At 73.9% G+C, this 13,037-nt stretch carries 10 protein-coding genes; 4 read left to right on the top strand and 6 right to left on the bottom strand.

What is annotated here, in order from left to right:
- Positions 1-11: 11 nt before the first annotated feature.
- The 4 genes from AB0P06_RS17225 to AB0P06_RS17210 all read right to left on the bottom strand — a co-directional run bounded on the left by AB0P06_RS17225 (position 12) and on the right by AB0P06_RS17210 (position 4,623).
- Positions 12-1,274 (bottom strand): FAD-dependent oxidoreductase, encoded by a 1,263-nt coding sequence (locus AB0P06_RS17225; protein ID WP_363608115.1) that lies wholly within the window; start codon positions 1,272-1,274, stop codon positions 12-14.
- A gap of 40 nt (positions 1,275-1,314) precedes the next feature.
- A complete protein-coding gene (locus tag AB0P06_RS17220; RefSeq protein ID WP_363608114.1) occupies positions 1,315-2,664 on the bottom strand; it encodes a cytochrome P450 in 1,350 nt (449 codons plus the stop codon).
- A 65-nt stretch (positions 2,665-2,729) separates the two neighbouring features.
- The gene (locus AB0P06_RS17215) at positions 2,730-3,842 is read right to left on the bottom strand and encodes a ferritin-like protein (protein WP_363608113.1); all 1,113 of its coding nucleotides are present in this window, start codon (positions 3,840-3,842) and stop codon (positions 2,730-2,732) included.
- Between the two features lie 226 nt (positions 3,843-4,068).
- Positions 4,069-4,623, bottom strand: coding sequence for an EF-hand domain-containing protein (locus tag AB0P06_RS17210; protein ID WP_363608112.1), 555 nt, complete (start codon positions 4,621-4,623; stop codon positions 4,069-4,071).
- Positions 4,624-4,968: 345 nt separating this feature from the next.
- On the opposite strand from AB0P06_RS17210, the gene AB0P06_RS17205 reads away from it, so the two are divergent.
- The 4 genes from AB0P06_RS17205 (at position 4,969) to AB0P06_RS17190 (ending at position 11,162) form a co-directional block, all read left to right on the top strand.
- Positions 4,969-6,360: a ParB/Srx family N-terminal domain-containing protein gene (locus AB0P06_RS17205; protein ID WP_363608111.1), complete on the top strand. Its 1,392-nt coding sequence runs from the start codon at positions 4,969-4,971 to the stop codon at positions 6,358-6,360.
- Positions 6,361-6,747: 387 nt separating this feature from the next.
- Positions 6,748-7,563, top strand: coding sequence for a hypothetical protein (locus tag AB0P06_RS17200; RefSeq protein WP_363608110.1), 816 nt, complete (start codon positions 6,748-6,750; stop codon positions 7,561-7,563).
- A 97-nt stretch (positions 7,564-7,660) separates the two neighbouring features.
- Complete coding sequence (locus AB0P06_RS17195; RefSeq protein WP_363608109.1) at positions 7,661-7,843, top strand: hypothetical protein; 183 nt, start codon at positions 7,661-7,663, stop codon at positions 7,841-7,843.
- Between the two features lie 193 nt (positions 7,844-8,036).
- Positions 8,037-11,162 carry a BTAD domain-containing putative transcriptional regulator gene (locus AB0P06_RS17190; protein ID WP_363608108.1) on the top strand — a complete coding sequence of 1,042 codons (3,126 nt, stop codon included), beginning with the start codon at positions 8,037-8,039 and terminating at the stop codon, positions 11,160-11,162.
- On the opposite strand, the gene AB0P06_RS17185 is transcribed toward AB0P06_RS17190, so the two are convergent.
- Complete coding sequence (locus AB0P06_RS17185) at positions 11,143-11,934, bottom strand: ABC transporter permease (RefSeq protein ID WP_363608107.1); 792 nt, start codon at positions 11,932-11,934, stop codon at positions 11,143-11,145. The two genes, AB0P06_RS17190 and AB0P06_RS17185, sit on opposite strands and share 20 nt — an antisense overlap.
- Positions 11,931-12,902 carry an ATP-binding cassette domain-containing protein gene (locus tag AB0P06_RS17180; protein WP_363608106.1) on the bottom strand — a complete coding sequence of 324 codons (972 nt, stop codon included), beginning with the start codon at positions 12,900-12,902 and terminating at the stop codon, positions 11,931-11,933. The genes AB0P06_RS17185 and AB0P06_RS17180 overlap by 4 nt, the downstream gene beginning before the upstream one ends.
- Positions 12,903-13,037 lie beyond the last annotated feature (135 nt).

The raw sequence follows: 13,037 nt of genomic DNA, 5'->3' as shown, positions 1-13,037 counted from the left end.
GGAGCCGTCTGTCACCAGGGGACGCCGAGCGATGCCGCGGCGCGCACTCCGGACAGGCAGCCGTCCTCGTGGTAGCCGCCCGCGTGGTGGTAGGCGCCGGCGAAGGCCAGCCGGTGGTCGGAGACGAGCGGCAGGAGCCGCTGCGCGGCGGCGCTCTCGGGGGTCCAGGCGGGGTGTTCGTAGCTGAGCGGGGCGATGACGGTGGCGGGGGAGGCCCGCCGGGCCTCGTCGTTGTAGGACGCGATGTGGTGGGCGGCCGAGGCGATGCCCTGGAGCCGGTTCAGGTCGATGCTCAGCGAGGGTGCCGCGTTCACGGGGCGGCACGACCTCTGGCGGTAGTTGTGCGTGCGGCGCATGCCCGGTGCGGTGGGGAGTACGGAGGCGTCGGTGTGCAGGACACCGGGGTTGGCCACGTAGTCGAAGACGCCGAGGATTCGCGTTTCGAGCCCGGACGGGTCGGCCAGCAGGTCCAGTGCGTGCCGGGGGTGGGTGGCGATGACGGCCTTGTCGAAGGAGCGGACGGTGCCGGTGGCGTCGCGGACGTCGATGGTGCGGGCGGTTCGGCGCACGGAGCGGACCGGGGTCGACCGCAGGACGGTGGTCAGCCGTGCGGCGATGCGTTCGACGTAGGAGGCGGTGCCGCCGACGACGGAGCGCCAGCCGTTGTCACCGGCCAGGACACCGTTGTGGTCCAGCGTCTCGAAGAGGTGGCCGAGCGGGAAACGCCGGACGTGGTCGGCGGGGACGAGTCCCATGGTGACCATGACCGGCATGATGACGTGCTCGACGACGTAGTCGCCGTACTCCCCGGCGTCGATCAGCTCGTGGAGGGTGCGGTCGGCCGCGGTGGCGCCCAGTGCGGCCGTCAGGTCGTCGGAGAACCGCTTCGTCTGCTCGGTGACGCGCTGCCACGCGGCCGCGGGCACCGCCTGCGGCTGGGGCGGGGGCCTGTGCAGGTCGTGGGCGTCCGGGTTCCCGAATCCGCATTCCTCGCAGACGACACTCAGCGTGATTTCTCCCAACGGCCTGGTGGTGACGCCGAGTTCGTCGAACAGGCGCATCAGGTGCGGATTGCCCCGGGCGTGGACCATCATCACGGCGGTGTCGACCGCGACGCTCCCGCCCGCCCCGTCGGGCACGGTGTGGGTCTCGGCGTGGCCGCCGATCCTGGGCGCGGCCTCGTACAGGGTGACGTCGTACGAGCGCTGGAGGAGGTGGGCGGCGGTCAGCCCGCCCACTCCCGAGCCGATCACCGCGACGCTGGTCCTGGGCACTGGGTGTCTCCTTGGTGGTGGCTCGTTGCCGTGCCCGGGTTCAGCCGGCCAGGGCGCCGGTCGCGTGGCGGCGGTGCAGGCGCATGGTGAGCCGGTGGGGGCCGAGGGTGGCGCGGCGAGAGGGGCGGACGCGCGGTCCGGGAACGGGCCGCAGCTGCCAGTGGGCGGCGATGGAGGCGAGGGCGAGGACCGTCTCGGTGAGGGCGAAGGTCTCGCCGAGGCACTTGCGGGCGCCGCCGCCGAACGGCACCAGGCTGCCGTGCGCGGGCTTCGGGCCCCGGTGCGGGCGGTCGGGCTCGAAGGACTCCGGGTCGGGGTGGAGGTCGGCGCGGTGGTGGAGCTGGTAGGAGCTGTAGACGACGGTGGTGCCGGTGGGCAGGTGGTGGCCGCCGAGTTCGGTGTCGGCGGTGGTCCTCCGGGTGATGAGCCAGCCCGGCGGGTACAGGCGCAGGGTCTCGGCGACGACCCGGCGGGTGAGGCCGAGCGCGGGCAGGTCCTCGTAGCGGGCGGTGCGGCCGCCGAGGGCGGCATCGGCCTCGGCCTGGACCCGGGCCCGGATGTCCGGGCGCGTGCCGAGCAGGTGCCAGGCCCACGACAGCGTACAGGCGGTGGTCTCCACCCCCGCGATGACGAACGTGACCAGCTGGTCGTGGATCTCGGTGTCGGTCAGGCCCCGGCCGTCCTGGTCCCGGGCGGTCAGCAGGGTGGACAGCAGGTCGTCCTGGTGGACGCCGGTGGCGCGGCGGTCGGCGATCAGCACCTCGGTGAGCTCGCGCAGGTGTGCGCGGGCCCGGGCGAAGCGCCGGTTGGCGGGGGTGGGGATCCGGTCGGCCATCGGCAGCGCGAGCATCACGCGCCGGGCGACGGAGGTGCTGATCGCGGTGACGCTGTCGAACACCCCGGGCAGGGCGGTGCTGTCGAGCGTGAACAGGCATCCGGCGGTGACGGCGGCGGAGAGCCGGCTCATCTCGGTGGGCACGTCCAGGACCTGGCCGTGGTGCCAGTGCCGGGTGAGGGCGGCGATCTCCCGCGTCATCGTCGCCGCGTAGCCCGGCAGCCGCGTGTGGTGGAACGCGGGCTGGACGAGCCTGCGCTGCCGGCGGTGGGCGGAGGCCGGACAGCTGGAGATCCCGTCGCCGGCGGCCTCACGGAACTTGTCGTAGAACGGGCCGCCCTTGTCGAAGGTGCGGTCCTCGGTCAGGACGCGGTGGACGAGGTCGGGATGGCAGACCACGTACGCCCGGTGCGGGCCCATGCGAATACGCACCAGGTCGCCATGGGCGGGCAGGGACGCCACGAGCTCCAGCGGCCTGCGTACCAGCGCGAGCGTGTGGCCGAGCAGGGGCAGCGCACCGGGGGCACTGGCCAGGGTGTACGCGGGGGGCGTCACCGGTTCTCCTCTCGTTTCGGGGTTCGGCGGTACGGATCCCGCCCGGCGGGGCGGCGGAGGCGCGGTCAGGGTTCCCGGTCGACGTAGCGGAACTCCGGTCCGTAGGTGGCCCCCTGGCCGTCCGGCAGGGGGATGCGGACCAGGACGCGCGCGAGGGCCCGCATGTGCCCCATGGACCTGATCGCGTTGCTGAGCTCGGCGTACTGGGCGGCCTTCGACGTCGCCCGCCACACGGACTCCAGGGCCCGCAGCATGGAGCTGTAGTGGGCGTTGAAGTCGTCGAGGACGACCTCGACGCCGCCGGTGGGCCTGTTGACCGGGTCGTTCGCCCAGCCCCCGCCGGGCACGCGCCCCATGGGGTGGGTCGCCGGCATCGGGACCGGAGGGCCGGTGAAGTCCCAGGCCGGGACGCCGGGTTCGCCGTCCTCGCCGGTTCTGGCGAGCTTGCGGCCGCGGGCGATCTCACGGAAGACGTAGTAGTGGGCCGGCTCGCCCGGGCCGGCGGGGTAGGGGTTGTCCGGGCGGTCTCCGGTGCCTTCGCTCTGCTCCATGATGACGCCGATGGCGGTGTCCGCGGCCTGCCAGCCGCGGATGGGGGTGATGGCGCTGCCGCCGGCGTACCGCTTGGAGAGGTCGACGTCCAGTTGCGGGCCCGGGTCCGCGTCGAACAGGTGCCGGTTGTGCGCGACGGCCGTCCTCACCTTGGCGTAGAACGCGCCCATGGTGCCGCCGGCACCGGTACTGGCACCGGCGTCGGCGGCGAGCGGGCGGTCGGGCAGCTCGATGCGCGCGTACATGTCGGCGGCCTGCCGGTCGAGCCCGGTGAGGTGGACCGTCAGGCCGGGCCGAAGGCCCCCGGGCAGCGGCCCCGGATACGCCGGCACGGTGCGCGGGTCGGTCAGGACCGGCGCGGAGCCCGTGGCGCGGAGGATGTTGGCCGCCAGGGCGAGGTGGGTCATCTCGTCGAAGACGATGTCGCGAAGCGCCGTGTGAACGGCGTCGTCGGCGTGCGGGTCCTTGATCGACCAGAGGCCGCACGAGTAGACGGGAATCGTGGCGAGCTCCAGCAGGACCGCGAGTTGGAGAGCCGCCCTGAGCCACTCGGGCCCGCAGTCCGCGTCATCGACCCGCATCAGGCCGTCGGCCGTGACACCCCGGCAGTCGAGCACCCCTGTCATCACACGCACCTCTTCCGCACCACGCCTGCCTGCCCGCTGCCGGAACCTACTGCCGCGGACGGTGAACCGCGGACAGATACCGGGCCACCTCGAAGCGGTTCACTCCACCGGCCCAACCACCGGCCACGGATCCGGCCGTCGGCCGGGTGACACATGGCCGGGCCCGGCCGCACGGCTGCGCGCCGTGCGACCGGGCCCGGCCGCGAACCGACTGATCCAGAAGGCGTCAGACGGCTCCGAACAGCCGACCGCCGGGCGCCGCCGGGTCGTTGGACATGAAGAACTCACGCGCGGCCCGGACGAACTCGGAACGGGAGATCCGTCCGTCGCCGTCCGTGTCCAGGGCCGCGAACGCCTGGGCGGTGTCGGGCGCCGGAACACCCCAGACGTTCCCCAGGAACCGGGCGAACTCGCTCTTGTCGATCTCGTTGTCGCCATTGACGTCGATGACGTCGAACAGCACATTGCTCAGGCCGTCGACCGAGTCGAAGCGGCTGTTGTCGAGGATCGAGGCGCGGGCCGCCGCGATGTACTCGTCCTTGGAGATCCGCTGGTCGCCGTTGGCGTCCGCGTGGCGGGCGAGCTCCTGCCAGAACATGGCGTACCCGGCGTGGAGGGCCGTGGCCCGGCGGTCACCGCGGTCCAGCCGGTACTCGGTCAGGAGCCGGTCGACGAGCTGCTGGAAGTCGCTCCACTCGACGTACCCGTTGTGGTCGGTGTCGAGGGCATTGAAAATCTTCTCGATCTTGAGAGTGATGATGTCAGGAGCCGTAGTGGCCATTTCTTCTTCCTTTTCGGAAGGAGCGGGGGACGGCGAGCATGGCGCATTCGCCGAACGCGACGCTAGCAGTGGACGAACTGACCGGTCGTGCGACGAATACCCGTGCTGCTGCGGTCAGGTGAACGGGTTGCTCCACCCGGGCGGACCGCCGGTCGTGCGTGCATGACAGGGGCGGGGATCCGGCGGTCCTGCGGTGGCCGGTGCGGGCCCGCCGGCCGCCGTGACGAACAGAGTTCACGCTCCCGCCACCCCGATGCCGCCCTGCGGCTATCGGTCGAGCCGCAGGTGATGGATGGATATGCGCCAGCACCGCATTGCCGTCAGCCGTCGACCCGCAGGAGAACCATGAACACCGGCCCCACCCCCGCACCGTTGTCGCGGCGTCGTCGCCCGGGCCGCGGGCTGCTCGCCGCCGCGGCGGCCGGCGCGCTCGCACTGGGTGGCCTGGCGGGGCTCGCCGCCCCGGCCGGTGCGGCCACCGCGCCCGCCGCGGGTGCGGCCCTGCGGGCCCAGCCCGGCGACCTGCTGGACGTGAGCCTGGACCAGCTGCGCCCCACCCAGTCCTCGATCGGCTACGACGAGGTCTACTACAAGCTCGGCCGCTACACCTCGCCCAAGGACGAGCTGAACGGGTCCGTCAACAAGCGCTTCAACGACTGGTGCGAGACCAACGGTCAGGGCGAGGCCGTGACGGTGCGGCCGGGCGCCCGGCTCGCCGACCCGTCGACCTTCACCTGCGCCCTCGCGCCGGGCCAGGAGACCGCCGCCAGCCGCGCCGGGATGAAGACCGTCGTGGTGGGACCGGGCGGCGCGCTCTACCTGACCGACGGTCACCACACCCTGACCTCCTTCCTGGAGGCCCCGGACGGCGGTCCGCAGCTGCACATCCGCCTGATCGTCCGGGCCGACTTCAGCGACCTGTCGCCGGCCGCCTTCTGGCAGGCCATGCGGGCCCGCGACTGGGTCCGCCTGGTCGACGAGAGGAACCAGCCGCTCACCGTCGAGCAGTTGCCGCAGCACCTGGGTCTGGCGTACTTCCACGACGACCCGTACCGCAGCCTCGTCTACTTCACCCGCGACATCGGCTACTCGGTGCCGGACGACGCGGCCGAGTACCTGGAGTTCCTCTGGGGCGACTGGCTGCGGGGCCAGGGCATCGGCCTGCCCGGTTCCTACGACCCGGCCGACTCCGCCTCCTACCTGGCGGCGGTCCGAACGGCCTCCCAGGCCATGTCGGCCGCGCCCGGGGACACCGTGATAGCCGAGGGCCGCACCGCCGACCAGCTGGGCCGGCTGACCCCGTGGAACGCCGGAAAGAAGCCCACCGGCGGCGAGTTCGGCAAGCTGAGCGCGCCGATCACCGATGCCAAGCCCGGCAAGCTCGCCTACGCCCTGGACTTCCGCGCCAAGGTCGCGACCGGCCCGGCCTGCACCAGCACCGTCACCGGCCGCCACACCGGCCCGCTCGTGGTCGGCACCGGCACCACCTGCCTGACCGACGCCCAGCAGACCGGCCCGGTCGTGGTCCGCGCCGGGGCGAGCCTGGTCGTCACGGGATCGGACCTCACCGGCCCGGTCCAGGCGGTGGGCGCCGGCACGGTGCGGTTCTGCGGCACCAACCTGACCGGCCCGCTGAGCGTGGTGAACACCCGTGACCAGCTGACCCTGGCCGGTCCGGGCTGCACTCCGAACACCCTGAACGGCCCGCTCCAGCTGGTCGGCAACCCGGCCTCCTGAGCCCGGCGGCCCGGCGGCCCGGCCGCGGCACCGCCTGCCGGCCGCTCCCCACCCGGGGAGCGGCCGGCAGCCGTCACTGACGGTCGCCCGCCCGCAGCTCGGTGGCGATCTGGCGCCGACCGGAGACGAGGGCCTCGGCGAGCACGCCGACGGACCTCATCGCCCCGCCGACGCCATGTCAAGGTGGTTCCGCGAACCTGGCCCGTCCGCCGGTCGGTACTGCCCGTAAGGGCAGAGCCGCGAACCCTGCGGCCGGCAGCGGTACTCGGCGCCGCCGACCGGCGGAATCCGGTCAGATTCCGGATTCGCGGGCGGCCCGCCCGGGTGCGCCGGTAACCTCGCGGCGGGTGCTCGCCGGCGGCCCGACCGGTCGAACGGGGGGTGTTCTTGGACGGGATCCGCGGGCGGTTCGCGCACCTGCCGAGGCAGGTCGATCCGCTGCTGGCCGACCGCATCACCGAGGCCGTCCTCCTCTCCGGCCTGCCGGTCGCCTTCGGCGGCCAGGGCCCCGGGGTGCACCTGTGCCCCGCGGATCCGCTCGACGATGACGACCGGTGCGACGGGCTGATAGCCCTCCACTGGCGGTCCTCCCGCCGGCTGTCCGACGCGGCAGCCATGGAACGGCCCCAGCAGCCGGCCTTCGCGGCCCGGCAGACCGTCACCGCGAGCATGGAGACCGCGCTCGCCGAGTTCCTCCCGGCCTTCGGCCTCGACGCCCGCCGGGACCGTCTCGGCTGGGAACTGCGGGTCGGCGGTACGCGCGGCAGCGGGGTGCACGTTCCGCCGGATGTCCTGGTGCGGCGTCCGCCCGGGCGGACACCGGCCGAACTCGGGCTGGGCCCCGAGGCCGTCGGGGCCGTCCGGCGCAGCGCCGCTCTCGCCGGGCTGCCCGTCGCCGGCCACCTCGGCGCTCCCGGTGTCACGCTCGGACCGTGCCCTCCCTCCGGCGACGAGGACGACACCGCCGGTGTCGTGGACCTCGGCTGGAACCCGGCCCGCCGGCTCTCCGATCTCGCCGACAGCCGTTCCCCCGCCGCCGGGTCGGCGACGGCTGCCCGGTCCGCCGTCCACGCGGCGATGAGCCACGCCCTCGGCACGGTCCTCGGCGTCTGTGGAACGGACCTGGGGTGGGTCCGGCCCCAGGGCCGGGAGAGACGGCTGCGGGCCTACGGCGCGTCCGCCGCCCCCGCGATCCGGCGCTGACCCGCCCACCCGCCGGCCCGCCGGCGAACCGGACATCCACGATCAGCCGCAGCGGAGACCTGGAGAACGCCCAGCCCGCCCGACCAAGGAGTGCGGCATGAGGATCACCAAGCGCGCCCCGTGGCCGGTCTACGGCGTGCTGGTGCTCTTCCTGGGACTGCTCGCGGCCGACCAGCACCGCCTGGGCGAGCCGGTGCTGCCGGCGGTGGCGATCTACCTGACGGTCTGCCTCCCGCCGGCCCCGCTCACCTGGTGGGCATCACACCGAGGACGCGACTGACCCGGGGCGGCCGTTGCTGACCTCGTCGGCCGACTCCGGCCCCCCGCACGGGAACCGTCCTGCCGATCAGGGTTTCGTGTGGGCGGAAGCGCGTTGGGCAAGGGCCGCCCGCGCAGCGGGAGTTCGGCCGGTGGGAGTGCGGGGCCCGCGCAGCGGGAGTTCCGGTGGCCGGCGCCTTGGCTAATCTACCCAGGTGACCACCGACCTGACCCTGCTGCCGCGTGTCGCCTATCGCGGACAGGAGGTCACCGCGCCCCGGCTCCGTGCCCTCCTCGCGCTGCTCGCGGGCGACTTGCGCACGGGCTGCGGCACCGAGCGGCTGGTGGCGGGGCTGTGGCCGGACGCGTTGCCGGAGCGGCCGGGAAAGGCGCTGCAGGTCCTCGTGTCCAGGGCCCGGGCGCAGCTGGGCGCCGGCGTCATCGTCAGCACGCCGACCGGATACCGGCTCACCCTCGGCGAGGACCAGGTCGACAGCTCCGCCCTGCTGCTGCACGCCGCCGCGAGCGCGGACCGGGCCAGGGCCGGGGACCACGCGGGGTCGCTGGCCGCGGCCGATGCCGGGCTCGCGCTGTGGAAGGGCACCCCCGACGCGGCCGCCGACACCGGCCCCATAGCCGCGTTGCGCACGGAGCGCGCCCCCGTCCGCGGCACGCTCGTACGCGCGCAGGCGCTCGCGCTCGCCCGGCTGGGGCGGCACGCGGAGGCGGCCGGGCCACTGGCCGTCGCCGCCTCGGCGCATCCGCGCGACGAGGAGGTGCTCGCCGAACTGCTGCGCGGCGAGGCGGCGACGGCGGGCCCGTCCGCCGCGCTGACGCGGTACGAGGCGTACCGCCGTGAGCTGCGCGACGGACTCGGCACGGATCCGGGCGCCGGGCTCAAGGCCGTACAGCGGGAGCTGCTGCGCGGCGAGGCGCCCGTGGTCAGGCACGGCGTGCCGCACGAGCCGAACCCGCTGCTCGGGCGGGACGAGGACATCGCGGCGGTGGAACGGCTGCTGCGCGCCTCCCGCGCCGTCACCGTCGTCGGCCCCGGCGGCCTCGGCAAGACCCGGCTCGCGCACGCCGTCAGCCGCCGGGCCGAGCAGCGCGTGGTGTATTTCGTGCCGCTCGCCGGCGTCACCGCGGACGAGGACGTGGCCGCGGAGGTGGCCTCCGCGCTCGGCGCGGGCGAGGGGCGGCCCGGCGCGGTGAGCGGCCACGCCTCGGCCGACCCGGTGTCCGGCATCCTCGGCGTGCTCGGCTCCGGGCCCGCGCTGCTGGTGCTGGACAACTGCGAGCAGGTCGTCCGGGGCGCCGCCGACCTCGTACAGGCCCTGGTCTCGTCCTCGAAGGACCTGCGGGTGCTCGCCACCAGCCGGGCCCCGCTGGGCCTCACATCGGAGGCGGTGTACGCACTGCCGGAGCTCGGTCTCGACACCTCGGTCGAGCTGTTCACCCAGCGGGCCCGGGCCGCCCGGCCCGGCGTGGGGCTGCCGCCGGACGCGGTGGCCGAGCTGTGCCGCCACCTCGACGGGCTGCCGCTCGCCGTGGAGCTGGCCGCGGCGCGGGTGCGGGTGCTGTCGGTGCCGGAGATCGCCCGCCGTCTCGGCGACCGGTTCGCGCTGCTGCGGGGCGGGGCGCGGGACATGCCGGAGCGCCACCGCACGCTGCACGCGGTCGTGGAGTGGAGCTGGAACCTGCTCGCCGAGGACGCCAGGGCGGCGCTGCGCACGCTTTCCGTCTTCCCCGGCGGCTTCCTGGGCGAAGCGGCGGAGCAGGTGCTCGGCGAGGACGCGCCGGCTCTCCTGGAGCAGTTGGCCGATCAGTCGCTGCTCACCGTCGCCGACACCCCGGCCGGCGTGCGGTTCCGGATGCTGGAGACCGTACGGGAGTTCAGCGCCGCCCGGCGCACGGCGGCGGGCGAGGAGGACGAGGCCGTCGGCCGGCTCCTCGCCTGGGCACGGGACTTCGGGGTCGCGTACCACGACGCGCTCTTCGCCTCGGAGTCGACGGCCGCCTGGGAGCGGATCAAGGCCGAGCAGGACAACCTCGTGCCGGCCCTGCGGCACGCCCTGGCCCGTACCGACGGCCCCAGCATCGCCGCCCTCACCGCCGTGCTCGCCGCTCTGTGGTCCACCGACTCCAGCTTTCCCCGCCTCGCCGCCCTCGCCGCGGAGACCGGCCCGCCGCTGTCGCACTACCACCCCGGGCCCGAACACGTCGAAGTCGCCCGAACCGCGGCGGTGTTGTGCGCGGCGAGCCTGTTCATGGGCCACGGCCCGCGCGCCGTACGCCAGCTCGTCACCCTCCGGCGGCTGCCCCCGGCCCCGCCGGACACGCTGCTGCGCGCCACCGCGTTCGTGCTGAGCGCGGTCCCCGGAATGCTGCCTCCCGACTACGACGTGCTGCGCGAGCTCTGCGACAGCGAGCAGCCGCTGGTCGCCGGCGTCGCCGAGTGCATCGCCTCCTACGTCTGGGAGCACGAGCACGAGATCGACCGCGCGCTCGCCTCGGCCCGCCGGACGGTCGTCGCACTGGCACCGGTCGACAATCCTTCCGTGCGGCTCATGGTGCATTCCCGGCTGAGCGAGCTGTGCTTGCGGACGGGGCAGGGGGAGGAAGCGTACGAGCACCTCAAGGCGTCGCTCCGGGTGCTGCCGCGGCTCGGCGACGGCCACGACCACATCGGCATCCGCTCGCTCCTCGTCCTCGCCTGCCTGCAGCGCGACGACCCCGACGAGGCCGAGCACTGGCTGCGGCAGACGGAGAGCGACGACACCCCGCAGCGGGACGCCTTCTACCGGCCCGACCTCGGCGGGCGCGCCGAGATCGCGCTCGCCCGCGGACTGACGGAGACCGGGCTCGGCCTGTGGCGCGGCGCCGTGGAGCGCATGCTCGCGGCCGGTTCGACGCACGGCGACGACGCCCGGCTCGACCCGTGGGCGCTTCAGATCCAGTCGGCGTCGGTGACGGCGCACGCGCACGCCGGCCGTATCGCGCTGGTCGCGGAGCCGGTCGACCGGCTGCGGCAGCGGCTGCGGACGCTGCTCTCCGGCCCGTCCCGCCTGCCCATGGAGCTCCCGGTGTTCGGGACGGTGCTGCACGCGCTCGGCCTGGCGGGGCTCGCGTCCGGCGACGCCGGTACCGTACGGATGATCGCGCTGGCCGAACGGCTGCTGGTGCTGCGCGACTTCCAGCCGACGATGTCGGCGGACCGCGCCCGAAGGGCGGCCGAGGACGCCGACCGGGCGGCGTACGCCGACGCGGTGTCGGAGTACGCCGCCCTGGGGCGGGACGAGCTGCGGGAGGCAGCCCGCGCGCTCATTTCGGGTCGCGGTTGAACAACGCCGTCGACCAGCGGTAGCCGAGCGCGGACAGGCCGACGCACCAGAGGACCGCGATCCACCAGTTGTCGCCGATCCCGGTGCCGAGCAGCAGGCCGCGCAGGGTCTCGATGGCCGGCGTGAACGGCTGGTACTCGGCGATCGGCTGGAACCAGCCGGGCATCGTGTCGGCCGGGATGAAGGCACTTGAGATGAGCGGGAGGAGGATCAGCGGCATCGCACTGTTGCCGGCCGCCTCGGCGTTCGGGCTGGCCATGCCGATCCCGACCGCGATCCAGGTGAGCGCCAGGGCGAACAGCGCGAGCAGCCCGAACGCCGCCAGCCAGTCCAGGGCCGTGGCGTGCGTGGACCTGAAACCGATGGCCACGGCGACGGCACCGACGAGGACCAGGCTGGCGAGCACCTGCAGCACGCTGCCGACGACGTGCCCGATGATCACGGAGCCGCGGTGGATCGCCATCGTGCGGAAGCGGGCGATGAGGCCCTCGGCCATGTCGGTGGAGACGGACACCGCGGCCCCGATCACGGTGCTGCCGATGGTCATCATCAGGATGCCCGGGACGATGTAGGCGATGTACTCGGAGCGGTCGGCGCCGCCGCCACCGATACCCGCGCTCATCACGTCTCCGAAGATGTAGACGAAGAGCAGCAGCAGCATGACCGGCGTGAGCAGCAGGTTCAGGGTGAGGGACGGGTAGCGCCGCGCGTGCAGCAGGTTGCGGCGCAGCATCGTGGTCGAGTCGCGGACGGCGAGGGAGAGGGCGCTCATCGGACGGTCTCCTGGGGCTGGTCGGGGGCGTCGGTGCCGCTGGTCAGGGCGAAGAACACGTCGTCGAGGTCAGGGGTGTGCACGGTCAGCTCGTCCGCCTCGACGCCGGCCGAGTCCAGCCGGTCGAGGATGGAGCGCAGTTCGCGCTGGCTGCCGTCGCCGGGGATCTGCAGTGACAGCGCCTCGTCGTCCCTGGTGACCTCGCGCAGGGCGACGGCGGCGGACCGGTACGCGGACGGGTCGGAGAACCGCAGCCGCACGTGCCCGCCCGGGACGAGCCGCTTCAGCTCGTCGGCGCTCCCCTCGGCGGCGATCCTGCCGTCGCTCAGCACCGCGATGCGGTCGGCGAGTTCGTCGGCCTCGTCCAGGTACTGGGTGGTGAGGAAGACGGTGACGCCGCCGGAGACCAGCTCGCGGATGATCCCCCACATGTTGTGGCGGCTGCGCGGGTCGAGGCCGGTGGTCGGTTCGTCGAGGAAGATGATCCGCGGGTCGCCGACCAGCGTCATGGCGATGTCGAGGCGGCGCTTCATGCCGCCGGAGTAGGTGGAGACGGGCTTCCTGGCCGCCTCCACCAGGTCGAGGCGCCCGAGGAGCTCGGCGGCGGTGCGGCGGCCCTCGCGGCGCGAGAGGTGGTGCAGGTCCGCCATGAGGAGCATGTTCTCCTCGCCGGTGATCAGGCCGTCGACGGCGGAGAACTGCCCGGTGACGCCGATCGCGGCCCGCACGGCCTGCGGGTCGGCGGCCAGGTCGTGGCCGCCGACGTGCAGGTCGCCGGCGTCGGCGGTGACGAGGGTGGAGAGGATCTTGACGGCGGTGGTCTTGCCGGCGCCGTTCGGGCCGAGCAGGGAGAAGACCGTGCCGGCCGGCACCGCCAGGTCGATGCCGTCGAGGACCGTCTTGTCCCCGTAGGCCTTGCGCAGCCCCTTGGCCGCGATGGCGAGTGAGTGCGATGTCGCTGTCGTCATGCCGCAGAGCTTGCGGCAGGGCGCATTCAGCGCGGTTTCACGATGGTTTCAGGGCCCTGGAACCGGACGGCGGCCCGGTGCGACGGGACGACGGCGATCGGCTGGAACCCCCAGCTGGGCCAGGTCGACCGGGAC

This window comes from Kitasatospora sp. NPDC088351 (genome assembly GCF_040685575.1).
Taxonomy (GTDB): domain Bacteria; phylum Actinomycetota; class Actinomycetes; order Streptomycetales; family Streptomycetaceae; genus Kitasatospora.
The sequence above is the reverse complement of the archived record's forward strand: the minus strand, read 5'-3'. Positions and strand labels throughout refer to the sequence as shown.

Coding starts and splice junctions, on each gene's coding strand:
- AB0P06_RS17205 (WP_363608111.1), top strand. CDS start 4,969: ATGAACACCGGCCCCACCCCCGCACCGTTGTCGCGGCGTCGTCGCCCG.
- AB0P06_RS17210 (WP_363608112.1), bottom strand. CDS start 4,623: ATGGCCACTACGGCTCCTGACATCATCACTCTCAAGATCGAGAAGATT.
- AB0P06_RS17195 (WP_363608109.1), top strand. CDS start 7,661: ATGAGGATCACCAAGCGCGCCCCGTGGCCGGTCTACGGCGTGCTGGTG.
- AB0P06_RS17180 (WP_363608106.1), bottom strand. CDS start 12,902: ATGACGACAGCGACATCGCACTCACTCGCCATCGCGGCCAAGGGGCTG.
- AB0P06_RS17215 (WP_363608113.1), bottom strand. CDS start 3,842: ATGACAGGGGTGCTCGACTGCCGGGGTGTCACGGCCGACGGCCTGATG.
- AB0P06_RS17185 (WP_363608107.1), bottom strand. CDS start 11,934: ATGAGCGCCCTCTCCCTCGCCGTCCGCGACTCGACCACGATGCTGCGC.